Here is a 24,676-nt window from a genome sequence, read left to right as displayed (position 1 = left end):
TGGGTTCCTCGCCTCCACACCGTGGGAGAGGTGTCACGGCAAAGCCGTGACGGCTTTTTCAGCGCGCGCCACTTCGCCGAGCGGCGTCCGCCCATCCCACCTGCACGACATAAGCCGCCAGCAACATCGCGGCGTTCATCTCCAGCACTTCCTCGACGGCGGCGAGCGCGCGTGATGAGGCTGCGATGTCGATCGCCTGCGCCAGCCCGATGAAGCCGACATGCAGAAGGAGCAGCGCGTGGCCCGACAGCCATGTCGTTGTCCCCGCCATGCCTTGCCTGATGTGGCGCAAGGCGAGCAACACCAGCCCTGCTGACAGCGCGAGCATCAGCGCGACCAGAAGCCAGGCGAGGCCGTGGCTGACATCGCGCAACATGCGGTAAGCAAGGATCAGGAGGTCGTGGAAACCGTCGAGTTGTCCGCCGCCATAAAGCCCCAGTGGCTGGAAGCCGAACAGGCGGGCGCCGAAGCTGGTCTCGTCGAGCAGCTCGGCAAGTCCGATCAGGCCGGCAAGCACGACCGTAATCCTGGGACCACGTCGCAGCGTCGAAGCCGCGGCGCCAAACACGGCGGCAGCCAGGAAGAGCACCGTACCCGTCTCGACGATACCGTCTTCCTTGAGCAACAGGTGACGGATGCCGGGCGCAACGATCACCGCAAGTGCCGCAGCGGTGGTGACGGCGCCGACGAGCGCCAGCGCCACCACGAGAAACCGGATCTGGCCGCTCCGCCGCGGATCCGGCGTTGCGCCGGCAAGTATCGGATGCGCAAATTCTGCCACGGGCCCCTCCTGTCGTAAGACCGTCACCAAAGCGTCACGCTACGCTTCATTCCGGCGAAGCAAGGGCGGGGCCGATCACTCTTGGCGACCGTCTGTGACGAGCCGGCTTCATTTCGCGCAAGTGTCGGCCAGGTCCTTGCGCCACCTTGTCGGGGTGTTGTGATGTTGCCTCGCCCCGCTCGTGCCTGATATTGCCCGGCCTGCCGCGCATGCGGCGCTAAAGGCCGGAACGTAACCGATGATCAAGCTCCCCGACCTGCCGGTGACGGAGGTCCTGCCGCAACTTGCCGAGGCACTTGCGGCCGGCAATAGCGCCGTGCTGGTAGCACCTCCCGGCGCCGGCAAGACCACGCTGGTGCCGCTGGCGCTGCTCGCTGCGCCCTGGCGTGGTGATGGCAAGGTCGTGCTGCTCGAGCCGCGGCGGCTCGCTGCCCGCGCCGCCGCCCGCCGCATGGCTTCGCTGCTCGGTGAGGAGCCGGGTGGCACAGTCGGCTACGCCATGCGCATGGAAAACAAGGTCAGCGCGAAGACGAGAATCCTCGTCGTCACCGAGGGGGTGCTCGCCCGCATGATCCTCGACGATCCCGAGCTGCCGGGTGTCGCCGCCGTCTTGTTCGACGAGTTCCACGAGCGTTCGCTCGACGGCGATTTCGGCCTCGCGCTGGCGCTCGACGTGCAGGGCGCGCTGCGCCCCGATCTCCGGCTGATCGTTATGTCGGCGACGCTCGACGGCGCCCGCGTCTCGAAGCTGCTCGACGGCGCCGAGGTGATCGAAAGCCAGGGCCGCAGTTTCCCGGTCGACATCCGCTATGATGAGCGCCCGGCGGGCGTTGCCATCGAGGACGCCATGGCCAAGGCGATCCGTGACGCGCTCGCCGACGAACCGGGCAGCGTGCTTGCCTTCCTGCCTGGCCAGCGCGAGATCGAGCGCACCGCCGAGCGCCTCGATGGCCGTGTCGGCGCGGATGTCGACATCGTGCCGCTCTATGGCATGCTCGACGGCAAGGCCCAGGATGCGGCTATCAAGCCCGCGCCGGCAGGCCGCCGCAAGGTGGTGCTGGCGACCGCCATTGCCGAGACCTCGATCACCATCGACGGCGTCCGTGTCGTCATCGATTCCGGCCTGTCGCGGCTGCCGAAATACGAGCCGGCGAGCGGCCTGACCCGGCTTGAGACGGTGCGCGCCTCGCGCGCCGCCGCTGACCAGCGCGCCGGCCGTGCCGGCCGCACCAGCCCGGGTGTCGCCATGCGCCTGTGGCGCGCCGAGCAGACCGCAGCATTGCCTGCCTTCTCGCCGCCCGAGATTCTCGAGGCCGACCTCTCCGGCTTCCTGCTCGATTGCGCCGCCTTCGGCGTTGCCGACCCGACGACGCTCGCCTTTCTCGACCCGCCGCCGGCGCCTGCTTTGGCCGAGGCGAAGGCGCTTCTCGTCGAGCTCGACGCCATCGACGCCGACGGCCGGCTGACGGCGTCCGGCCAGGCGATGCGCAAGCTGGCGCTGCCGGTCCGTCTCGCCCACATGGTCGCCGAAGCGGCGCGTCAAGGGGCGGCGCTTGAGGCGGCGCAGCTTGCCGTGCTGATGACCGAGCGCGGTCTCGGCGGCGATAGCGCCGACCTCGAACGCCGCCTGCAGCGCTTCCGCAACGAGCGCTCGCCCCGCGCCAATGCGGCGCGGCAACTGGCCGAGCGGCTGGCGCGGCAGGCAGGCGCTGCCGGGCAGCCGTCAGGTGATGCGCCCACCCCCGGCGCTCTCCTGCTGCTTGCCTGGCCCGACCGTGTCGCCAAAGCGCGCGGCGAGCGTGGGCGCTTCGTGCTGGCCAATGGCAGCGGTGCAGCCGTCGATGCCGCCGATCCGCTCGCCGCCGAGCAATATCTCGTCGTCGCCGACCTGCAGGGCAAGGCCCAGAACGCCCGCATCTCGTCCGCCGCTGCCGTCTCCGAGGTCGACATCCGCACGGTCCTTGCTGCGCATCTGGAGCGGAAGACAGAGGCCAGTTTCGATAGGGAAAAGCGTTCCGTCCGTGCCCGCGAAACCGTCCGCATCGGCGCAGTCATCTTGTCCGAACGCATGCTGCCGGCGCCCAAGGGCGAGGAAGCCGACGGCGCCATTCTGCAGGCCTTGCGCGCCCATGGGCTCGGCTTGCTCGACTGGGGCAAGGAGGCGGAGACGCTGCGCCAGCGCCTGACCTGGCTGCATCGCGGTCTCGGCGAGCCCTGGCCCGACATGTCCGATGAGGCGCTGCTCGATCGCCTCGAGGATTGGTTGCTGCCTTTCCTGCGCGGCGAGGCGTCCTTTGCCCGCATCGGCGCCGGCGTGCTCCATGATGCCCTGTTGTCGTTCGTCCCGCATGACCTCCAGCGCAAGATCGGAACGCTCGCGCCGACGCATTTCAGCGCTCCGTCGGGCAGCCATGTGCCGATCCGTTACGATGGCGAATGGCCGGTGCTTGCGGTGCGCGTGCAGGAGCTGTTCGGCATGGACAAGCACCCCTCCATTGCCGGTGGCACGGTGCCGCTGACGCTCGAACTGCTGTCGCCGGCGCACCGGCCGATCCAGACCACGCGCGACCTGCCCGGGTTCTGGCGCGGCTCCTGGGCCGATGTGCGCTCCGACATGCGCGGCCGCTACCCCCGGCATGTCTGGCCCGACAACCCGCTGGAGGCGCAGGCGACCGCCCGCGCCAAGCCGCGCGGTACCTGAAACATGATCCCGAACCGTAGGTCGGCGTAGCGAAAAGCGGATGCCGATTTTCGGATAGAATCAGGCTCAAACAACTGAAGCATGATCCCGAAAAGTGGATACCGGTTTTCGGACAGGATCATGCTCAAACGACAAGCCAGGGCTTGGCGCGGGCGCGCCTTGCAGCGCATATAGCTGGCATGAACTCACTGATGCGCGCCCCCGACCTCCAGCAGAGCCACCGGCTCCGGCTCAACACGCTGATCCGACTGCGTTGGCTCGCCATCGTCGGCCAGAGCTTTACCGTCGTCGTCGTCGCCTACTGGCTCGAATTTCCGCTGCCGGTCAGCCTGTGTTTCGCGCTCATCGCCAGCTCCGCCTGGCTCAACCTGTTCCTCGCCTTCCGCTATCCGGCGACGCACCGCCTCAACCCCTTCGCCGCTTTCGGCATCCTCACCTTCGACAGCCTGCAACTGGCCGGGCTGCTGTTCATGACCGGCGGACTGACCAATCCCTTCTCGCTGCTGATGACGGTGCCGGTCGTCATTTCGGCGACGTCGCTGCCGTTGCGGCTGACCGCCATGCTGGCGGTCGTGGTCATCGTCATGGTCAGCCTGCTCGCCTTCTTCCACCTGCCGCTGCCCTGGTATGACGGCATCGTGCTGGCCATGCCCTTCATCTACACAGCCGGCATCTGGATCGCCGTCGTCTGCTCGATCGCCTTCACCGCCATGTATGCCTTCCGCGTCGCCGACGAGGCGCGACTGCTCGCCAATGCCCTTGCCGCCACCGAGCTGGTGCTGCAGCGCGAGCAGCATCTGTCGGCGCTCGACGGCCTCGCCGCCGCCGCCGCCCATGAGCTCGGCACGCCGCTTGCCACGATCACGCTGGTCGCCAAGGAGATGGAGCGTGCCCTCGGCAACGATCCGAAATTCGGCGAGGACGTCACGCTGCTGCGCAGCCAGAGCGAGCGCTGCCGCGAAATCCTGAAACGCCTCACCAGCCTGTCGTCGGAGGGCGAGGAGCATCTTGCCCGGCTGCCTTTGACCTCGCTGGTCGAAGAGGTCATTGCCCCGCATCGCGATTTCGGCATTTCGATCAAGCTCGACCCCGGTGATCGCATCGGTCCCGAGCCGGTCGGCCACCGCAATCCGGGCGTCATCTACGGCCTCGGAAATCTGGTCGAGAACGCCGTCGATTTCGCCCGCAGCCGCGTCACCATCCGCTGGAGCTGGGACGACGAGGACGTCAGCTTCGTTATCATGGATGACGGTCCCGGCTTCCCGCCGGAGATCATCGACCGCATCGGCGAACCCTACATGTCGACCCGCCAGGGCGCCGAGCCGGGCGGCGGCCTGGGGCTCGGGCTGTTCATCGCCAAGACGCTGCTTGAGCGCTCCGGCGCCGAGATCAGCTTCACCAATTCGAGCGGCCCGGGCGAGGGCGCTGTTGTCGAGATCTCCTGGCCGCGCGCCGCTTTCCTGAGCCGGCTGCCGGTCGGCACGACGATGTTCGACACTGCCTGAACGGGGACTGCCAAGGGTGCTCCGGACAGCTGGAAACCTTGCGGCAGCTGGTTTTGATCGTCACGGGAATGGCGCCGGCATTGGACATCGGCTCTTTGCACCTATATCTGCATGGAAAAACCATAAGAACGACTGGGATCAACGACAAAAAGGATCAAAGGCGATGACTACCCAGGACATTGCATCCGGGTTGCCGGGCGAAGACCATTCACTGCTGCTCGTCGATGACGACAAGCCATTCCTGACCCGCCTGGCCCGCGCCATGGAAAGCCGCGGCTTTGCCGTCGACACCGCCGAAAGCGTAGAGGAAGCCGTCGCCAAGGTGCGCAGCAACCCGCCGGCCTATGCGGTGGTCGACATGCGGCTGGGTGATGGCAACGGCCTCGACGTCGTCTCGGCCATCCAGGAGCGCCGTGAAGACACCCGCACCGTCATTCTCACCGGCTACGGCAACATCGCCACCGCCGTCACCGCCGTGAAGCTCGGTGCCATCGACTATCTCTCCAAGCCGGCCGATGCCGACGACGTCTATGCCGCGCTGACCAACTCGTCGGGAGAGCGCGCAGCACCGCCGGAAAATCCGATGTCGGCGGATCGCGTCCGCTGGGAACACATCCAGCGCGTCTACGAGATGTGCGAGCGCAACGTCTCGGAAACCGCGCGCCGTCTCAACATGCACCGTCGCACGCTCCAGCGCATCCTCGCCAAGCGGGCGCCGAGATGACGAGGTAGGGGGGAGCAAGGGAATGGTAAGACCCGAAACCGATCTTCCCCTATTCCCCTCTCACTCACTTTCCCCCTCCAACGCCGATACCGACACCCCTGCCAGTTCCGCCGCCAGCAGTCGCGCAGCACCGGCACGGGCGATGCGTAGCATCAGCGCCTTGCGTGTCGCCGCCGCCATACGGTGCTCGGGTGCGTCGCGCATGATTTCGGCGCCATAACCGTCGGAGAGAATGAAGCCGCACTCCTCGGGGAAGATCTCGGCCGGTACCTCGGGATGGGTGGCGAAGAAGAATCGGTCGGAATGCAACCGGTAGTCGGGCCATTTGCGGTCGACGCGAAAATCCTCGATCGACGACTTGATCTCGATGATCCAGATGTCGCCCTGGCGCGTCAGCGCCACGAGGTCGGCGCGCCGGCCCGTCGCCAGCGACAGTTCCGGCAGCACATGTGCACCCATCTGCATCAGAAGACGCTGCACGCCACGGCGCACCAGCATGGCTCGCTCGGACTGGCGACCATCGACGAGAGGGTTGGAAGCAAGAGGCGAAATGATCGGCATGGACCAATCATCGCATCATTTGTTCACGTTTTGAACCCGCTCGCTGGATTATTCCAGACAGGCTGATGCCGCGCAGCCATACGTAGCTTCAGGTTGCATCATTGCGGCCTGTCGTTGAATCTGTTGGATTTTCCCGCGATGCGTGTTGCCGAAATGCCATAACCCGTGCCTTACGTTGGGTCCCGCGGGGCTTTGGGTGCACGCAAGGCTTGGCAACCAAAATGCCTGACCGCTAAGAATGGTGGCAAAAATGAGGCCGAATCGGTCCGGATCCGCTCTTGCTTGGGAACCCCTAGATGCGATTGAAGTCTCTTGCCATTGTCGCCGCCCTGGCGCTGACCACCGCACTCGCCGGCTGTTCGACAGACGGCGTGTCGCGCATGTTCTCCAATGACTATGGCGGCCGCGTCGATGCCGGCTACCAGCTGCCGACGATCCCGATCAGCAAGGTTCCGCGCCAGTTCCATCGCCAGATCGTGCGCTACGAGACCGACGAGCAGCCGGGCACCATTGTCGTCGATACCGGGCAGAAGTTCCTCTATCTCGTTCAGCCCGAAGGCAAGGCGGTGCGTTATGGCATCGGCGTCGGCCGCGAGGGTTTCGAGTGGCAGGGCACGGCCCGCATTGCGGTCAAACGCGAATGGCCGGTGTGGACCCCGCCGCCGGCGATGATCAAGCGCCAGCCCGAGCTCGCCAAGTGGTCGGGCGGCATGCCCGGCGGCCCCAAGAACGCGCTCGGCGCCCGCGCCCTCTACCTGTTCAACAAGGGGGGCGACTCCGGTTACCGCCTGCACGGCACGCCGGAATGGAGCTCCATCGGCAAGGCCATGTCGTCGGGCTGCATCCGCCTGATGAACCAGGACATCATCGACCTCTACAACCGCGTCGAAGTCGGCGCCAAGGTCATCGTGAAATAACTGCGGGCCGTCCAGGCAACACGGACGACGCAAACGAAAAACCGGGCACTTTGGCCCGGTTTTTTTGTTGTCTTGAGTACCGATTGCGTCAACTGGCCGGGCTTGTTGGCCTCGGTCAGGAAACCTGCTCGACCTGCTGCACTTCGGGTACGAAATGGCGAAGCAGGTTCTGGATGCCGTGCTTCAGCGTCGCCGTCGACGACGGGCAGCCAGCGCAGGCGCCCTTCATGTGCAGGAACACGGTGCCGTTCTCGTAGCCGCGGAAGGTGATGTCGCCGCCGTCCTGGGCAACAGCCGGGCGCACGCGCGTATCGAGCAGTTCCTTGATCGTCACAACGATCTCGGCGTCGGCCTGGTCGAAGAACTCGTTCTCGTCGTCATGATGGCCGCCGCCGCCGGCTGCCTGACCGGCCATGACAGGCACGCCCGACATGAAATGTTCCATGATCGAGCCGAGGATCGCCGGCTTGAGGTGCTGCCAGTCGGGGCCGTTCTTGGTAACGGTAATGAAGTCGTAGCCGAAGAACACGCCGGTGACGCCGGGGATTTCGAACAGCCGGCCGGCCAGCGGCGACGCCGCACGCGCGCTGTCGGCGTCGCGGAAATCGGCCGTGCCTTCGAGCAAGACTTCCTTGCCCGGCAGGAACTTCAGCGTCGCCGGATTGGGGGTCGCTTCGGTCTGGATGAACATGGACGTGTCTCCGTGCCCGCGCGCGCGGGATGTCTCAGTTTGGAATAGTTCTAATTAGGCTTTGCACGGCCGACATTCAAGCCGCTGGCGCGCCTCCGCGCCAATATGTTGCGCCCAGACTATTGGGCCACAAGTCCATGAGGCCAGGCAGCTATCGGGCCGGACGCCTAGGCCAGGCTGTCGATATCCTCGTCCGACAGGTTCTGCGGCACCACCGTCACCGGGATGGGGAAGGCAGCACCCTTGCCGGCGATCGAGGCGACAAGGGGGCCGGGGCCTTCCTTGCCGGCACCTGCCGCGAGCACCAGGATAGCGATATCCTGGTCGTCTTCAATCAGCTTGTGGATCTCTTCCGCCGGCCGGCCTTCACGCACGACGAGCTCCGGCTCGATGCCGAGTGTCTCGCGCACCTTCGCAGCGTGGCTGTCGAGGGCCGCGTTGGCGGCAGCGGTTGCCTCCTCGCGCATGATCTTCTCGACGCCCAGCCAGTGCTGGAAGTCATCGGGCTCAATGACGTAGAGCAAGACCAGCACGCCGCTGGTGCTTCTGGCGCGCTTGGAGGCGTAGGCCACGGCGCGCTCGCATTCCGGCGTGTCGTCGATGATCGCCAGGAATTTGCGCCGGTGGCCGGCTTCCTTGCTGAGGCGTTTGGAGACCATGTGCTACCCGTGTTGCGCCGCGTCCCAGAGCATGACCCCCGAAAAGTGGAAGCCCATTTTCGGACAAGATCATGCTCAGACAAATGAGCCCCATTTCGAACTTTTCGGAATGGAACCGGCTCCAATCTGCCACCGGCGCCGGCTGCCCGCAAGCAGCCAGCGCCGATGATGCTGTCAGTCGCCGAGCAGGCCGATGATGTTGCGCACGTCCTTCATCGTCGTTTCGGCGATGGCGCGGGCGCGCTCGCCGCCGTCACGCAGCACGGCGTCGATATGGCCGGGGTCGGCCATCAGGCGGCGCATCTCGCTGGCGATCGGCGACAGCTTCTCGACAGCGAGGTCGGCAAGGGCAGGCTTGAACACCGAGAACTGCTGGCCGGCAAACCGGCTGAGCACCTCTTCCTTGGTCATGTCGGCCAGGCCGGCATAGATGCCGACCAGGTTTTCCGCCTCGGGGCGTTCCTTCAATTCGTCGAGCTGGCTCGGCAGCGGCGCCGGGTCGGTCTTGGCCTTGCGGATCTTCTTCGAGATGGTGTCGGCATCGTCGGTCAGGTTGATGCGCGAAAGATCCGACGGGTCCGACTTCGACATCTTCTTCGAACCGTCGCGCAGCGACATGATACGCGCAGCAGGCCCGCCGATGATCGGCTCGGTGATCGGGAAGTAGCCATTGACCGTCTCTTCGCCCACCTGCATCTCGACGCCGATGCCGAGATCGGCGATGCGGGCCGAGAAGTCGTTGTTGAACTTCTGGGCGATGTCGCGGGTCAGCTCCAGATGCTGTTTCTGGTCCTCGCCGACGGGCACGTGGGTGGCGCGGTAGAGCAGGATGTCGGCAGCCATCAGGCTCGGATAGGCGAGCAGGCCCAGCGAGGCGTTCTCGCGGTCCTTGCCGGCTTTATCCTTGAACTGCGTCATCCGGTTCATCCAGCCGATGCGCGCCACGCAATTGAAGATCCATGCCAGCTCGGCATGCTGCAGCACGCGCGCCTGGTTGAAGACGATGTGCTTCTTGGGATCGATGCCTGAGGCCAGGAACGCTGCGGTGATCGAACGCGTCTGGCTCTGCAGGTCGTCATGGACGAGCTGGGCGGTCAGCGAGTGCAGGTCGACGACGCAATAGATGCACTCGTTGGTGTCCTGCAGGGCGACGAATTTTCGGATGGCGCCGAGATAGTTGCCGAGGTGCAGATTGCCGGTCGGCTGGACGCCGGAGAAGATGAGCGGTTTGAAGGCGGTCATGATGGATCCCGTGGCTTGTGGAGGGCCGTTTCGCGCGCGGCGAAATTCGAGTGGCGCTTATGAACGATGGCGCTCTTGCTATCAAGAGGGCGGGGCTATCAAGAGGGGCGGCGCCACCTGCGAACGAGGTTCTCAACATGCACGCCGAGGAGCTTCGCCTTGCCGACGAGGCGCACAAGCAGCGGATCGTCGGGCGGTGTCCATCCGTGGTGCGCAGTGCGGATAGCCAGTTCCAGCGCAACCCGCAATTCGGCGCTGTCGCGACGCTCGAACAGATCCTTGAGCTCGGCAACGCGCTCCTGTGCTGTCCAGTCTGTGCGTGCCGGCGAGGCGATATGGATCGAGGTCGCTTCCAGTCCCGATGCAAAGCGCAGGCCCGGCTGGCGCAGAAACTTCCGCCACATGAACTGGTCCGTGTAGGTCCCCGCGGGCGCCGGGCTCCAGCCGACGGGCAGGGCACGATAGGCGCTCATGCGGTGGCCGCCGACGGTCAGGCCGAAAAAGGCTTTCTCGCCGTCGCGCACTTTTTGCCAGCAGCCGGGCTCGGCGAAACTGCCGCCATAGACCACAAACTCGTTTCGGCCATGCACGTTGATCTGCACCATGTGGCCGAAATCGTGGCGCTTCAGCAGCTTGGCCAGGCTGGCGAGATGGCCGCGCAGCCAGAGGTCGTCGTCGCCACAATAGGCGACGATCTCGCCACGCGCCTCCTGAAGAGCCACGTGCCGGTGTGCCTCCCCGTGGCGCTGGCCCTTGGGAAAGTCGAAGTAGCGGATGCGCGGGTCGCTTCGGGCAAGGTCGCTGACGACGTCGCGTGTCTCTTTGGATGCGCCGTCGCCGACCACAAAGAGCTCGAAATCGGAAAAGCTCTGGTCTTGGATGCTGCGGATTGCGTAGCCGATCAGATGCGCATGGTCGTGCGTCGGCATCAGCACGGTGGCAACGGGCTTGCGGCTCACTCGGGCAACCCAGCCATGCGCCTGATGTCGCAGACGCGCTCGACGATCACGGCGCCTTCAGCGGCCGAACTCATCGGCGCCGATCCGCCGTTGAGGTGGCGGAGGAAGGCGGCGAGTTCCGCCTCGAGCGGCATATTGTTCTGGATCGCAACCTTGATCTCCGGCGCATTCAGATTGTCGGGGCTTCCTTGGCGCAGGATCAGATGGTCGTCGAGGCTGCCGTTCAGCGTCACCGTGCCTTTGGCACAGGACAGGATCACCGACCGCCGGTTGACCGGGTGATGCGCCGAGGTCTCGATCACCACGCGTGGCCCGCCGTCTCGCTCGAGCAGGGCGACGAGACCGCCGGACGCCGGTCCGAGCCCGTCCGCGAACGCCGTTGCTACAGGTGGCACCTCGCCGAGGACATGCAGGCATATCGACAGGTCATGCGGCAGCAAGTTCCAGATCGGGTCGACCTCGTTGTGGGTCATTGACCAGCCGAGCCGGTATAGCCGGAGTCCCAGGACCTCGCCGATCTCGCCGCTTTTCGCAAATCGGGCGATGCGTTCGATACCGGCGTGATAGCGCCATTTGTCCATGACGAAGAGTCGATCGGGAGCCTTGTCGGCCAGCAATCGGGCTGTCGCCTGGTCCGAGGTCAGTGGCTTTTCGACGAACAACGGGATGTTGCGCGGCAGGAGGCTGAGCAGCACCGAGCCATGGCTGTCACTCGGCGTGGCAACAACGGCACCATCGACCGCGGGCAGTTCATCCAGCGTCGAGACAATGCGGTCTGCACCGTTGGCTACGGCGTTGGCATGCGATCTTTCGCCTGGTGCCACGCATGTGACCTTGGCACCCAACGCTTTCAGGTCGCGCAGGATCAGCTTGCCCCAACCGCCACAGCCGATCAGACCGACATGCAGGGCCTCATTCACGGCCGGCGCTCATTTGCGCGCGCACAGCGAGGTACTGTTGCGTCATCGCGGCGGCGGACCCCGCGGTCGTATCACGCGGCGATAAGGCTGGATCGTGGATGTCCCAGTCGAGGCCGAGCGCCGGATCGTCCCAGCGGCAGCCGATTTCGTCCACCGTGTTCCAGTAGTGCGACACCGAATAGCAAAGGCTGGAAACTTCAGGAAAATGGAAGCCATGGGCGACGCCGGGAGGGATCAGTGCTGCCTGCATCTTCGAGCCCTTGAGCGTCACCGTCGTCGCCATGCCATGGGTCGGCGATTCCGGACGAATGTCCGAAAGCGCGAGCACCAGAGTGCCTTCGAGGCAGACGAGATAGTCGGAGTGGATCACGTGCACATGCACGCCGCGCAGAACGTTGGCCTGGCTGCGTACGAAATTCCATTGCACGGGCTCGATGCCGGCATCCCATTCCTGGCGGAAGATTTCCGTCAGGTTCCCGCGGTCGTCATCATGGGTCTTCAGGTCGCGAACAACGCATCCCAGCGGTAGTTTCATCATCGCTTTGCTTCCCCACTGCGCCTGGCGCAGCCATTGCAATGCCGCGCGTCGCGACTCCCAGCGTCTGTATCTGTCTGGTCGTTGCAGAAGGCAATGCTGAATCGGTCCGTCGCTTTCACGCCGGGCACGGCAATCATTCAGATTCGGCTGGCGTGGGCGCAGACTGGGTGCGATTGCGTCTGATGTTGCGCCGGATCATGCTGGCATCCGCGCCGCCAATGCCGAAGGCGACGCCGAAATAGATGATCATCGCAGCAGCCACCAGCACGCCGAGCGCCGCTGCCTGGGTATAGACGGGGGCCGCCGACCCCAGCCATTGATCGGCCTCGCCCGTGGCGAACCACAGTCCGCCGGCCATGATCGCGGAGGCGACGACAAGGCGCGGTATCCGCTTCATCAGTGCTGCGTCGCGATCCCACTGGCCGCGCCAGACCAGCGTGCCGAGCAGCATCGCCGCGTTGACCCAGCCGGCGATTGCCGATGCCGCAGCAATGCCGGGCGCACCCCAGGACGGAAACAAGGTCAGCGCGACCGAAATGTTCACCGCCACCGAAATGGCGGCGAAATACATCGGCGTGCGTGTGTCCTCGCGTGCGAAGAAGCCGGGCGTGAACGCCTTGATCAACACGAATGCCGGCAGGCCAAGGCCGAAGATGGCGAGGATCGATGCCACCACGGGCGTGCTGTTCGAGGCGGCGAAGGCGCCGCGCTCATAGAGCACACGCACGATCGGCTCCGACATGACCAGCAGGGCCGCGGCAGCGGGGAGCGTCAGGAACAGCGTGAACTCGACCGAGCGGTTCTGCAGGTTGGCTGCCTCGACCTTGTTGCCTGCCTTCAGCGCCCGCGACAGCTCCGGCAACAGCACGATGGCAACGGCGACGCCGACGACGCCGAGCGGCAACTGGTAGACGCGGTCGGCAAGGTTCAGAGACGACACGGCACTATCCTGGCCCGAGGCGATGGCCGTCCCGATCAGCGTGTTGATCTGGGTGATGCCGCCAGTGATCGCCGCCGGTAGCGCCAGCCACAGCAGGCGCTTGACGTTGGGCGTCAGCCTGGGCCGGCGGAAGCCGATCGATATGCCGGCATGGCGCACCGCGATCCAGACGATGATCAGCTGCACCAGACCGGCGGCCAGAACACCCCAGGCGAGCGCATAGCCGACGGTCAGCCCGTCATGGCCGCGATACCAGGCATTGGCCAGCACGCCGACGAGGATGATGTTGAGGAACACCGGCGCGATCGCCGCGGCAAAATAGCGGCGCAGCGAGTTCAGCATGCCGCTCATCATCGCCGCCAGCGACATGCAGATAAGATAGGGGAACATGACGGTGGCGAGCGCCACCGTCAGGTCGTACTTCTCGGGATTGTCGGCGAAGCCGGGAGCCACGACGAAACGCACGATCAGCGGCATCGCCAGTTCCATGGCGATGGTCAGTACCAAAAGCGCCGAAAACAATACGCCGAACACTTCCTCCGAAAAGCGCTTGGCGCCCTCCGTACCATTGGCCTCGATCTCCTTGGCAAACAGCGGCACGAAGGCGGCGTTGAAAGCGCCCTCGGCAAACAGCCGGCGGAAGGTGTTTGGGAACTGGAACGCGGCATAGAAGGCGTCGGCCACCGGCCCGGTGCCGAGGGCCGCCGCCATCAGCATCTCGCGCGCAAAGCCCAGCACCCGGCTCATCAGCGTGCCCGAGGCAACGGTCGCGAATTTCTTGATCAGTGACATGGGGCGCGAAGATGCCTTGCGGATTTGGGCGGGATCATGGCTGGCGTCATTCGGCCGCCGCCGCCTTGGCCTTGCTCCGCTCGGCGCTTGCGCCCTCGAGGGTGGCGATCAGGCGGGTACGGATATTCTCGAGCCGTGTCGGGTTGTCGATCTTCTGGCCGGTCAGGTCGGTGACGTAGAAGGTGTCGATCACCTTCTCGCCGAAGGTGGTGATGTGTGCCGAGGCGATGTCGAGCGACAGGTCGGACAGCGCGCCCGTGATCTCCGACAGGAAGCCGGGGCGGTCGAGGCCTTCGACCTCGATCACCGAGAAACGGTTCGACAGCGCATTGCGGATTTCCGCACGCGGCTGGATGCGGAAGGTCTTCTGGCCGCGCTTCGGCTTGGCCCGCTTGGCGATCATCTCCGGCAGCCAGGCCCGGCCCGACAGCACGTCCTCGATCAGCTGGCCGACACGTTCGGCGCGCCGCCGCTCGTCCTCGTCGCGGTCGAATTCGCGGCTGATCAGGATGATGTCGAGCGCCCGCCCATCGGCGGTGGTGAAAATCTGCGCGTCGACGATGTTGCCGCCGGCAGCCGCACAGGCGCCTGCGATCACCGACAGCAGGCGCGGATGATCCTGCGCCAGGATGGTGATCTCGGTGACCGCCTCGAATTCGTGGGTCCGCACCATTGTCGACAACTGCTTGCCGGCCGCATCGGCGCCGCGGATGAACTCGGCATGACGCTTCTGGTCTTCCAGGTCGACGGTCAGCAGGTAGTTGTCATAATGCAGCTTGACGTATTTCCGCCGCGCCGCCTCCGGCCAGTCGGAAAGTGCTGCGGCCAAAGTCTCGCGTGCCGCCGCCGTGCGCTCGGCCCGCGACAGCTCGGAAAAGCCACCGGTCAGGAGGAGCTCGGTCTCGTAATACAGCGTGCGCAGCAACTGGCCCTTCCAGCCGTTCCACACGCCCGGGCCGACGCCGCGGATGTCACAGACGGTCAGGATCAAGAGCAGCTTCAGCCGCTCGACCGACTGCACGACGTCGGCGAAATCGTCGATGGTCTTGCGGTCGTTGAGGTCGCGCGTCTGCGCCGTCATCGACATCACCAGGTGGTTCTCGACCAGCCAGGCGACGGTCTCCGTGTCGGTCGGCGACAGTCCCATATGCGGGCAGATGCGGCGGGCGATCTTGCCGCCGGCCTCCGAATGGTCCTCCGGCCGGCCCTTGGCGATGTCGTGTAGCAGCACCGCGACATAGAGCACCTCGCGCTGCTTCTTCAGGCCGCCGATCAGCGAATGGCTGAGCGGATGGATCTTGGCGCCGTCGCCATGCTCGATCTCGGAGAGCACGCCGATGCAGCGCAAGAGGTGCTCGTCGACGGTGTAGTGGTGATACATCGAGAACTGCATCATCGCGACGATCTTGCCGAAGTCGGGGATCAGCCGGCCGAGCAGTCCCGCCTCGTTCATGCGCCGCATATTGAGCTCGGGGCTGCGGTCCGAGGTCAGGATGTCGAGGAAATAGCGGTTGGCTTCCTCGTTGCGGCGCAGGCCCTTGTCGACCAGACCGAGTGAGCGGGTCAGAAGCTTGAGCGCATTGGGATGCAGCTCCAGCCCGTGCCGGTCTGCGAACCAGAAGAAGCGCAGCATGTTGACCGGGTCGCGCGAAAACACCTTGTCGTCGGCGACGTTGATGCGCTGGTTGTCGATGATGAAGTCGCTGGTGCCGGCGAGCTTGCGCCGTCGCCTGGAAAAGCCCTGCAGCAGCCCGTGGAAGCCGGGCGCGTCTTTGGCCTGTTCCTCTTCCAGGGCGGCGCAGAAGATGCGAGTCAGGTCGCCCACTTCCTTGGCCACCAGGAAGTAGTCCTTCATGAAGCGTTCGACCGCCGAAAGCCCGGGCTGGGTGGTGTAGCCGAGGCGCTGGGCGATCTCCCGCTGGATGTCGAAATGCAGCCTTTCCTCCGGCTTGCCGGTCAGGAAATGCATGTGGCAACGCACCGCCCAGAGAAAATCCTCGGCCTCGACGAACTGGCCGTATTCGCCCTCGGTGAACACGCCCTTGTTGATCAGCTCGGCGCCGGTGCGCACGCGGTAGTAATATTTGGCGATCCAGAACAGCGTGTGCAGGTCGCGCAAGCCGCCCTTGCCGTCTTTGATGTTGGGTTCGACCAGATAGCGGCTCTCGCCCGCCTTGGCGTGGCGGCCATCACGCTCGGCGAGCTTTGCCTGCACGTATTCGGGGCCGGTGCCTTTCACCAGCTCCTTGTCGAAGCGGTCGATCAGTTCGTCGCAGAGCTTCTGCTCGCCCCAGATGAAGCGCGCTTCCAGGATCGCCGTGCGGATGGTGATGTCGCTGCGCGACAGGCGGATGCATTCGTCGATGTTGCGGGTGGCGTGGCCGACCTTCAGCCCCATGTCCCACAGCATGTAGAGCATATATTCGACGATCTGCTCGCCCCACGGCGTCTGCTTGTAGGGCAGCAGGAACAACAGGTCGATGTCGGAGCCGGGCGCCAGCGTGCCGCGGCCATAGCCGCCAACGGCGACGACAGCCATGCGCTCCGCCGAGGACGGGTTCTTGGCGCGGTAGACGTGGGTGACGGCGAAATCGTAGAGGACGCGGATGATCTCGTCCATCAGGTGCGAGATCCGCACGGCACAGAGTGTGCCGCCGCCATCGTCCATCAGCATGTTCTCGGCGATCTTCTTGCCGGCGGCGATGTGGTCCTTGAACAGCTGTAGCGCCTTGGCCCGCACGGCCGGGTCGGTACCGTCGCCGTCGCTGGTCTGCGCCGTCAGTTCGCGGCGCAGCGCGTCCGCGTCGATCAGCTCTTCGAGTTTGAGCGGAACTTTGTTCATCTGCCTCGGCTGGCCTCGCCCTTGTGGCGGCGTCTATAGCGTGATTTTCCAGCCATGTGTATGGCCGACGTCGGGGCCCCGTTCAACCGGCGGCCGCGCGCTGCTTGGCTGTGGCCCGCCCCAGCGCGGCGCGCAGAATTCTTGCCCAGCGCCCGGCGATCGCCGTCTCGTCCAGGAGCGCTCGCGAATACGCCGTCAGCGGGCTTTGCGCGAAGAACGCTTCATAGAGCGCCGGGTCGCGATCGGCTCTCACCGTCCGCCGCGCCACCGAAATCAGCGTCAGCGGCACGGCCAGCTTGCGCATCAGGCGCGACCGTGCCAGCGGCTGCCAGCCGAAGGCAAGCCCGTTGCAGATGCGCTTTTCATGCGCATGCCAGTTGATGAAGCAGCGCTCGTCGAAATCCTCTGCGACCCGCGGGTTGCCCCAGTAGATCGGCACGCTGCCGGCGAGCATAGCGTCGACGAGCTTCTCGGTCGTGTAGCCGGCAGCGCTGCTGTTTTCGAAGGCGATGGTGAAGCGCCTGTCCCTGAGGAACGCCAGCTTGTCGTCGCGCGAGTTGCCGATCGGCGCGCAGTTGCGCTGCACCCGTCCAGGTGCGTCGACCCGGCGGTAGAGCGACAGGGCCCGGAACAGCCAGCGGCGCAGCTTGGCGCGCTTGTTGCCATAGATGAAGGCGCAGAAATGCGGCCTGTTAGCGCGCTGTTCGGGCGTTTCGGGCGGCAGTCGCGCCAGCCAGTGCAGGATCGAGTCGCCGCCGCTGCTCCAGGCATAGAGCGGGTAGCGCATATAGTGCTCGTTGCCGATATCGGGCTCGTAGTCGAAGGCCAGCGCCCATTCGCAATGGTCCATCAGCGGCGTTACGTTCTCGCCGGTCAGGAAGACGCGCTCATAATCGCCGGCCGCCACGTCGGGCATGCGGGTGCCGCGGACATTCTGCTTCTTGGGCGCGAACGGCCCGATCAGCACGAGGTCAGCTTTGCTCAACTCATCGCAATATTCGATCGCCACGCCGCAGGCCTGCGCCCACGGCGCGACATAGCTCTCGACGGCGCGGCGCGGCGGCATGTCCTGCCAGAAATGGCAGCAATGGACCTTCACCACGGCTTGGCCGGAAAGGGACGTCGCGCTGGTTACGGCTCTATCGGTCATGCTGCATCTGTACTCGCGTAAGGTCGCCCCGGCATCGCGCAGCCCGGCCGACGTTCCATCCCGTGGAAGCCTTGACCTTCCAGCAGGTGGAACATCTACCTTACTGGCTCATGCCGCTGCATATACTGGATTTCTTGAGATGAAACACACTGAAGATCACGCCGGACACACCCACCATGGCCACGGTCACGGCGCGGCGCCCGAAACGGTGGTTCGCGACGCCGTCTGCGGCATGATCGTCGATCCCGCTGCCGGCAAGCCGTCGCTCGAACATGGCGGCCGCCTGTTCCATTTCTGCAGCACCTCGTGTCGTGGCAAGTGCCAGGCGGCGCCCGACAACTATGTGAGCGCCAAGGACCCGGTCTGCGGCATGGACGTTGCCCGCGACACGGCCAGACACTTCCTCAAGCATGACGGTTCCGGCTATTATTTCTGCTCGTCGTCCTGCGCGGGCAAGTTCACCGCCGAGCCGGCTAGATATCTCTCCGGCAAGCCGGCCGCGGCACCAGTGCCGAGCGGCACGCAATACACCTGCCCGATGCATCCCGAGATCATCAGGGACAAGCCCGGCTCCTGCCCGATCTGCGGCATGGCGCTCGAACCGATGATGCCGTCTGCCGACGACGGTCCCAATCCCGAGCTCGTCGACTTCACCAGGCGCTTCTGGGGCAGCGCTGTCCTGTCCATCCCGCTCCTGGTCATCACCATGGGGCCGATGGTCGGCCTGCCGACGCGCGACTGGATCGGCGAGCCGCTCGCGTCCTGGCTGGAGCTCATCCTGGCAACGCCCGTCGTGCTTTGGGCAGCACTTCCCTTCTTCCACCGCGGCCTGGATTCGTTCCGCAACCGCAGCCCCAACATGTGGACGCTGATCTCGCTCGGCGTTGGTGCTGCCTATCTCTATTCGGTCGTCGCCACCTTGTTCCCCGATCTGTTCCCGCACCAGTTCCGCGGCCATGGCGGTTCGGTGCCGGTCTATTTCGAGGCGGCCAGCGTCATTGTCGCGCTCGTCTTCCTTGGCCAGGTGCTGGAGCTCAGGGCGCGCGAGCGCACCGGTTCGGCCATCCGTGCGCTTCTCGACCTGGCGCCCAAGACGGCGCGTCGCATCGCCGCCGACGGCTCGGAAACCGAGGTCCCACTTGAGGAGGTCGTCAGCGGCGACCGCCTGCGCATCCGCCCCGGTGACGCCGTTCCGGTCGACGGCATCGTGCTCGAGGGCCGCTCGTCGGTCGACGAATCGATGATCACGGGCGAGCCGGTTCCGGTCGAAAAGGTCGAGGGCGAGCGTGTCACCGGCGGCACGCTCAACAAGAACGGCTCGCTGATCATGCGCGCCGACAAGGTCGGTGCCGACACGGTGCTGTCGCAGATCGTCGACATGGTCGCCAAGGCCCAGCGCAGCCGCGCGCCAATCCAGGGTCTCGCCGACCGCGTCTCGTTCTATTTCGTCCCTGCGGTGGTGGTCATCGCGATCGTCGCCTTCATCGTCTGGGCGCTGATCGGGCCCGAGCCGAGCATGGTCTTTGCCATCGTCTCGGCGGTGTCGGTGCTGATCATCGCCTGCCCCTGCGCGCTCGGCCTCGCCACGCCGATGTCGGTCATGACCGCCACCGGCCGCGGCGCCCAGGCCGGCGTGCTGATCAAGGATGCCGAGGCGCTGGAGCGTTTCGCCAAGGTCGATACGCTGATCGTCGACAAGACCGGCACCCTGACCGAGGGGCGGCCGCAGTTGACCGACGTGGTCGCCGCCGACGGCATCTCGGGCGATGAGTTGCTCTCGCTCGCCGCCGGGCTCGAAAAGGGATCCGAGCACCCGCTTGCCGAGGCCATCGTCGACGGTGCATCCAAGCGTGGTGTCACCGTGCCGGACGCGCAGGACTTCGAATCGATCACTGGCAAGGGCGTTTCGGGCACTATCTCCGGCCGCAAGGTGGCGCTCGGCAATGCCGCCATGATGGCCGATCTCGGCCTTGAATTCGCTAGCCTCGCTTCCCGCGCCGACAGCCTGCGCGCCGAGGGCAAGACGGCGATGTTCGTTGCCATCGACGGCAAGCCGGCCGGCATCGTCGCTGTCGCCGACCCGATCAAGGCTTCCGCAGCGGTCGCCATCCGCGAGCTTCACGACCTCGGCCTCAGGATCATCATGGCCACCGGCGACAACGCCCGCACGGCAAAAGCCGTCGCCGAAAAACTCGGTATCGACGAGGTTCGGGCCGACATGCTGCCGGAGAGCAAGAAGTCGCTGGTCGACGAGTTGCGCGCCAAGGGGCAGGGTGTGGCCATGGCCGGCGACGGCGTCAACGACGCGCCCGCACTTGCTGCCGCCGATGTCGGCATCGCCATGGGCACAGGCGCCGACGTCGCCATGGAGAGTGCCGGCATCACGCTGGTCAAGGGCGACCTCGGCGGCATCGTCCGGGCGCGCAAGCTCGCCCGGGGCACCATCCGCAACATCAAGGAAAACCTGTTCTTCGCCTTCATCTACAACGTGCTGGGTGTTCCCGTCGCCGCAGGCGTCCTATATCCGGTCCTCGGCACGCTTCTGTCGCCGATGGTTGCCGCCGCCGCGATGAGCCTGTCGTCGGTGTCGGTCATTGCCAATGCGCTGCGGCTGAGGGCGATCAAGCTCTGAGAGGCAGCCTCCAACAAGGAGATGTGAGTGTTCAGAAAGATCGTGCTCGCCCTGATGGCGACGGGGATGCTGGTTGCCGTTCTGCTCGAAACCGCGCCGGTCTGACCCAGCCGGTGTCGATGTTGCCTGCGGCGTGATCCGCAGGCGGCCAGCGCTGCGCCTGAGGAGCAGGGGGTACCCCGCTCCTCGCCGGTTGGCGGCCGTCAGAACTGGGTCGTCAGCCCCACCGTGATGGTGCGCCCGCGGCCGGTCTTGTCGCCCATCTCGCCCGACACCGCCGGGCTGTAGGCCACGTTGGTCAGGTTCTCGACGTTCAGGAACGCCGTGGCGTTCCTGTTGACCTTGTACGAGGCATAGGCGTTGAACAGCGTATAGGCCTCCTTGGTTGCGGTATCGCCGAAGCCGACCGCATAGCGGCTGCCGCCGACATGGTTCATCGTCGCGCCGATTGTCAGCGCTTCCTCGAAGGCGCGGATGCCGACATCGACGGAGACCTTGCTTTCCGGCAGGAAGGTCGAATCGCCATTGCCGATGCCGGCGCCCCAGCCAACCGGCTGGTTGTTGCTCGCCTGCGTGTAGGAGAGATTGAGGTAGGCTATGCCGGCATCATAACCGCCCTCGACCTCGAAGCCCCTGGAATGCGTCGTTCCGGGAACGTTGACCCAGATCGCCCGTTCGTAAGGGTCGCCCGGGATATTGATCAGATTGTTGACGATGTAGTCGTCGATGGCGTTGTTGAAGTAGTTCACCTTGAACCGCAGCTCGTCGCCGCCATAAAGCAGGTCGTTCCTGACGATATTGGCGCCGATCTCCCACCCCTTCGACGTTTCCGGGTTGAGGTAGAAGTTGGAATACTGGCCACCGCCGACGCCAGATCCGATCGGAACCAGCGCCCACAGCGCCTCGCGCGCCGACGGCGGCCTGAAGGTGTGTGAGTAGGTCACATAGGGCTGCAGCCAGTCGAGCGGCTTTGCCGACAGCGTGATCTTCGGGTTCAGCGCGGATTCGTGCCTGGAGACTTCGACATTGCCACCGGTCGGCGGGCAGAAGCCGATATTCGGTTTGCACGGGCTCTGACGACCGCTCAGGTCCCAGTAGTCGTAGTTGAGGCCGGCGTTCAGCTCGAAGATACCCTGTGACAGGGTGAGGTCGGAGAAGGCGCGCGCCTTCTGCATGTGCCCGGGCGGATTGGCGCCGCGGAAGAGATTGACCTTGTAGTCGTTGGACGAATAGGCCGCGCCATAGTCCCAGCGCGCGCTGAGCTCGTCGGTGATGTCGAACCGGCTGGTATTGGCGATGTCGAAGCCGAAGCCGAAATCGCGCGTGTTGCGCTTGCGGTACGATCCGCCCGTCGTCGGATCGTAGGACATGTCGGTGCGGTTGTAGTAGCCGTTGATCCTGAGGTCGATCCAGTCGCCGCCGGGCTGGTATTTGTAGTTGGCCGTATAGGTTGCGTTGTCGACACCCCAGTTGTAGCCCGAAACCAGGAAGTCGTTCTTGTACCAGCGCGCGCCCAGCTTCAGGTCGTGCACGTCGTCGGGCTGGATGTGCAGCTTCACCAGGCCGGACCCGGGCTTGTTGCTGGCGTCGGGCCTGTTGTAGGTGCCGTCGCCACGCTGGTAGTTGCCATGCTCGCCATAGCTGAACGCGCCCAGGATAGAGGCCTGGCCACCTCCGGCCAATTCGGTCCGGATACCTGCCGCGGCCATCCCCGAAGCGCCATAGCCATTGCTGCCTGCCTTGACGGTCGTCTTGACGCCCCGGTCCTGGCCTTCGAGCACGACGTCGTCGAACTCGATGGTGCGGAAATTGACCGCGCCTGCCAGCGAGCCCATGCCATAGGCGCCATTGACCGCGCCGCGTTCCGCGCCGATGCCGGCAAGAAGGTTGGTGTCGATGTAGAGCAGCTCGCCGCCGGTGGAGGCGTGGCCTGCGGTGTTCCGGAAGGTCTGGGGCACGCCGTCGATCATCGTGTTGACGCGGCCGTCGGCTTCGAAGCCGCGGATGTTCACCGACACGCCGGGCTGGCTCGACGACATGCGGGTGAACGTACCCGGCATGCTGCGAACGATGGCATTGGCGTCGCCGCCAAATTTCTCCTGGACGATCTTGCCGTCGATGACGCTGACGCCACCTGATGTCTGGAAGGGCGCTTTCGTATCGCTGCCGGCGCTGACCGTGATGGGTGGCAGCACCAATGGGCTCGTTGCCGGCGCCTTCCGGTCTGACTTGACCGGCTTGGGCGGCTGCTCGGCGCCGTTGGGGGACTGGGCATTCGCCACGCTGAGGGCAATGGCGCTGCAAACGGCCGCCAACGCGACAGTGCTGCAACGGATGATGTGATGATTGTTCACTGTGTTCCTCGGAATGCTGAGAATCAGTGGCTTGCTCTGGAGAAAGAACTGCTAGCTTCTGATGCGCGTCTTCTCGGAAGACGACTTGGCGCCTGATTGATGGTGATGAGCCCAGGCTCTCAACGCGCCATTGAAAACACTGGCAATGAGCGCCCAAGCACGGGCGGTCGGCCTCTCGTCCAGGCATCCGAGAGAAGACATCGAAATTTCAGTATGTTGCTTGACCACCCCGTTGGCCGGTCGACGGCCATGAAGTTGAGCTACATTAACTTGATATTTAGAGTCAAGTTTTATGCGAGGCGATTTTGCGTCGCCCCACAGGCGCATGCGGACGGCTATATCAGTGTCTTCCAGCTGCCTGAGACAGCCGCTGAAGACGAACCCATAGGCTTCGTTTCCGTAACTGCGCGGCATCGGTCGTCATCCTGCAACGCGGTTTGAAAAGACGAGCAACGCGTCGACGCTGTAGCCAACGTGGCCCGGTGCGGTAAGCTGACACAAATCGCCGAGGAGACTGCCATGCCTTCACCGTCCGCAATCACGACGCTGCCCTCGGGCGAAGCCGTGCCGACCCTCGGCCAGGGCACCTGGATGATGGGCGAGGACCGCAGCCGCGTCGCCGACGAAGTCGCCGCACTTCAGCTTGGGCTCGATCTTGGCGTCACCTTGATCGACACCGCCGAAATGTATGGCACCGGCGGTGCGGAAAAGGTGGTGGGCGAGGCCATTGCCGGGCGCCGCGACGAGGTGTTCCTCGTCTCCAAGGTGCTGCCGTCCAACGCTTCGCGCAATGGCGTCATCCGCGCCTGCGAGGCGAGCCTCAGGCGCATGCACACCGACCGGATCGATCTGTACCTGCTGCACTGGCGCGGCGGCGTGCCGCTGTCGGAAACCATCGCCGTCTTCGAGGAGCTGCGTCAGTCGGGCAAGATTCGCCACTGGGGCGTCAGCAATTTCGATGCCGATGACATGGAAGAGATGAGCCGTCTGTCCAAGGGCGGCGCCTGCCAGTCCAACCAGGTGCTCTACAACCTCACCCGCCGCGGCATCGAGTTCGATCTGTTGCCGCAGTGCCGGGGCCTCGGCATGCCTGTCATGGCCTATTCGCCCGTCGAGCAGGGTGCGCTCGCCGGCAACAAGGGTCTCCAAGGCATAGCCGCCCGCCATGAGGCGACCGCCGCGCAGATCGCGCTCGCCTGGGTTCTGGCCCAGTCAGGCGTCATAGCCATCCCCAAGGCGACGCGCCTCGAGCATGTCAGGCAGAACGCCGCTGCGCGCGATATCAGGCTGACCGGGCAGGATCTGGCCGAACTCGACCGCCTGTTCCCGCCGCCATCACGCAAGCGTCCTCTGGAGATGATCTGACCGTTTTTGGCCGGCGCCTGTCAGCTCGCCTTGACGGAACAGATACCGTTGGCGCCGCCCTTGCCGGTGTAGGAGATGCTCGGCGAGCCATCGGGATTGATGCTCAGCGAGATGGTCACGCCGGCGCCCTTGATCTCGAAGTAGTTGTCGTTGAACTTCTTCAGCGCGCCTTCCTTGCCGTTGATGTAGACCGGCCCGCCTTGATCGGCATGGACCTCGATGTTGCCGGGGCAGGTGGCGTTGAGAAGCGGGATCGACGCATGCGCCGGCGCTGCAAGCCCAAGGGCTGCCGCCAGGGCAGACATACCAGCCAAAGTCCTGTTCATTTCATCCCCCATGTCTGCCCCCATGTCTGGACGACATCAGGCATTGTTGCGCTGCTGCGACCGTGCCGCAAGCGCGC

Annotated in this window: 20 protein-coding genes; 6 read left to right on the top strand and 14 right to left on the bottom strand. The window is 65.0% G+C overall.

The features are described 5' to 3' along the window. Nucleotides 1-58 precede the first annotated feature (58 nt). Nucleotides 59-781, bottom strand: coding sequence for a hypothetical protein (locus tag SLT36_RS02425; protein ID WP_432285660.1), 723 nt, complete (start codon nt 779-781; stop codon nt 59-61). Between the two features lie 238 nt (nt 782-1,019). Between SLT36_RS02425 and hrpB the strand changes: the two genes are divergently transcribed. The 3 genes from hrpB (at nt 1,020) to SLT36_RS02410 (ending at nt 5,711) form a co-directional block, all read left to right on the top strand. Continuing rightward, nucleotides 1,020-3,482, top strand: coding sequence for an ATP-dependent helicase HrpB (hrpB, locus tag SLT36_RS02420; protein WP_432285659.1), 2,463 nt, complete (start codon nt 1,020-1,022; stop codon nt 3,480-3,482). 179 nt (nt 3,483-3,661) lie between these two features. Next, nucleotides 3,662-4,987: an ActS/PrrB/RegB family redox-sensitive histidine kinase gene (locus SLT36_RS02415; protein ID WP_432285658.1), complete on the top strand. Its 1,326-nt coding sequence runs from the start codon at nt 3,662-3,664 to the stop codon at nt 4,985-4,987. Nucleotides 4,988-5,150: 163 nt separating this feature from the next. Then, nucleotides 5,151-5,711: an ActR/PrrA/RegA family redox response regulator transcription factor gene (locus SLT36_RS02410; RefSeq protein ID WP_067955409.1), complete on the top strand. Its 561-nt coding sequence runs from the start codon at nt 5,151-5,153 to the stop codon at nt 5,709-5,711. Between the two features lie 60 nt (nt 5,712-5,771). On the opposite strand, the gene SLT36_RS02405 is transcribed toward SLT36_RS02410, so the two are convergent. Continuing rightward, nucleotides 5,772-6,272, bottom strand: coding sequence for an MmcB family DNA repair protein (locus SLT36_RS02405; RefSeq protein WP_432285657.1), 501 nt, complete (start codon nt 6,270-6,272; stop codon nt 5,772-5,774). A gap of 296 nt (nt 6,273-6,568) precedes the next feature. On the opposite strand from SLT36_RS02405, the gene SLT36_RS02400 reads away from it, so the two are divergent. Next, on the top strand, nt 6,569-7,189 hold the full coding sequence (locus SLT36_RS02400) for a L,D-transpeptidase (protein ID WP_184770190.1): 621 nt from the start codon (nt 6,569-6,571) through the stop codon (nt 7,187-7,189). 115 nt (nt 7,190-7,304) lie between these two features. Here the strand turns inward: SLT36_RS02400 and SLT36_RS02395 are convergent, their stop codons facing one another. The 9 genes from SLT36_RS02395 to SLT36_RS02355 all read right to left on the bottom strand — a co-directional run bounded on the left by SLT36_RS02395 (nt 7,305) and on the right by SLT36_RS02355 (nt 17,922). Further along, entirely contained in the window at nt 7,305-7,880 is a 576-nt protein-coding gene (locus SLT36_RS02395) for a NifU family protein (protein WP_432285656.1), read from the bottom strand. 167 nt (nt 7,881-8,047) lie between these two features. Then, nucleotides 8,048-8,539: a universal stress protein gene (locus SLT36_RS02390; protein ID WP_192319442.1), complete on the bottom strand. Its 492-nt coding sequence runs from the start codon at nt 8,537-8,539 to the stop codon at nt 8,048-8,050. A gap of 174 nt (nt 8,540-8,713) precedes the next feature. Continuing rightward, on the bottom strand, nt 8,714-9,781 hold the full coding sequence (gene trpS / locus SLT36_RS02385; protein WP_432285655.1) for a tryptophan--tRNA ligase: 1,068 nt from the start codon (nt 9,779-9,781) through the stop codon (nt 8,714-8,716). Between the two features lie 98 nt (nt 9,782-9,879). After that, nucleotides 9,880-10,740: a glycosyltransferase family 2 protein gene (locus SLT36_RS02380; protein ID WP_432285654.1), complete on the bottom strand. Its 861-nt coding sequence runs from the start codon at nt 10,738-10,740 to the stop codon at nt 9,880-9,882. Further along, nucleotides 10,737-11,660 carry a Gfo/Idh/MocA family protein gene (locus tag SLT36_RS02375; RefSeq protein WP_432285653.1) on the bottom strand — a complete coding sequence of 308 codons (924 nt, stop codon included), beginning with the start codon at nt 11,658-11,660 and terminating at the stop codon, nt 10,737-10,739. Before SLT36_RS02375 ends, SLT36_RS02380 begins: the two co-directional genes overlap by 4 nt. Further along, complete coding sequence (locus SLT36_RS02370; RefSeq protein WP_432285652.1) at nt 11,653-12,237, bottom strand: dTDP-4-dehydrorhamnose 3,5-epimerase family protein; 585 nt, start codon at nt 12,235-12,237, stop codon at nt 11,653-11,655. The genes SLT36_RS02375 and SLT36_RS02370 overlap by 8 nt, the downstream gene beginning before the upstream one ends. Nucleotides 12,238-12,331: 94 nt before the next feature. Beyond that, complete coding sequence (gene murJ / locus SLT36_RS02365; RefSeq protein WP_432285651.1) at nt 12,332-13,930, bottom strand: murein biosynthesis integral membrane protein MurJ; 1,599 nt, start codon at nt 13,928-13,930, stop codon at nt 12,332-12,334. 46 nt (nt 13,931-13,976) lie between these two features. Further along, a complete protein-coding gene (locus SLT36_RS02360) occupies nt 13,977-16,772 on the bottom strand; it encodes a [protein-PII] uridylyltransferase (protein WP_432285650.1) in 2,796 nt (931 codons plus the stop codon). An 82-nt stretch (nt 16,773-16,854) separates the two neighbouring features. Further along, the gene (locus SLT36_RS02355; RefSeq protein WP_432285649.1) at nt 16,855-17,922 is read right to left on the bottom strand and encodes a glycosyltransferase family 10 domain-containing protein; all 1,068 of its coding nucleotides are present in this window, start codon (nt 17,920-17,922) and stop codon (nt 16,855-16,857) included. Nucleotides 17,923-18,061: 139 nt separating this feature from the next. Here SLT36_RS02355 and SLT36_RS02350 point away from each other — a divergent pair, with 139 nt between their 5' ends. Then, entirely contained in the window at nt 18,062-20,554 is a 2,493-nt protein-coding gene (locus SLT36_RS02350) for a heavy metal translocating P-type ATPase (RefSeq protein WP_432285648.1), read from the top strand. Nucleotides 20,555-20,757: 203 nt separating this feature from the next. On the opposite strand, the gene SLT36_RS02345 is transcribed toward SLT36_RS02350, so the two are convergent. Together SLT36_RS02345 and SLT36_RS02340 are read right to left on the bottom strand one after the other, a co-directional pair. Continuing rightward, the gene (locus SLT36_RS02345) at nt 20,758-22,908 is read right to left on the bottom strand and encodes a TonB-dependent receptor domain-containing protein (RefSeq protein WP_432285647.1); all 2,151 of its coding nucleotides are present in this window, start codon (nt 22,906-22,908) and stop codon (nt 20,758-20,760) included. Nucleotides 22,909-22,959: 51 nt separating this feature from the next. Next, complete coding sequence (locus tag SLT36_RS02340) at nt 22,960-23,322, bottom strand: hypothetical protein (protein ID WP_432285646.1); 363 nt, start codon at nt 23,320-23,322, stop codon at nt 22,960-22,962. Nucleotides 23,323-23,427: 105 nt separating this feature from the next. Between SLT36_RS02340 and SLT36_RS02335 the strand changes: the two genes are divergently transcribed. Continuing rightward, the gene (locus SLT36_RS02335; protein ID WP_067955381.1) at nt 23,428-24,273 is read left to right on the top strand and encodes an aldo/keto reductase; all 846 of its coding nucleotides are present in this window, start codon (nt 23,428-23,430) and stop codon (nt 24,271-24,273) included. Between the two features lie 20 nt (nt 24,274-24,293). On the opposite strand, the gene SLT36_RS02330 is transcribed toward SLT36_RS02335, so the two are convergent. Next, nucleotides 24,294-24,599, bottom strand: a complete 306-nt coding sequence (locus SLT36_RS02330; RefSeq protein ID WP_432285645.1) for a hypothetical protein — start codon at nt 24,597-24,599, stop codon at nt 24,294-24,296. Between the last annotated feature and the right edge of the window lie 77 nt (nt 24,600-24,676).

This window comes from Aminobacter sp. BA135 (assembly GCF_050859125.1).
GTDB classification, from domain to species: Bacteria; Pseudomonadota; Alphaproteobacteria; order Rhizobiales; family Rhizobiaceae; genus Aminobacter; species Aminobacter ciceronei.
Note: the sequence above shows the minus strand (reverse complement) of the source record. Positions and strands in the feature narration are given on the sequence as shown.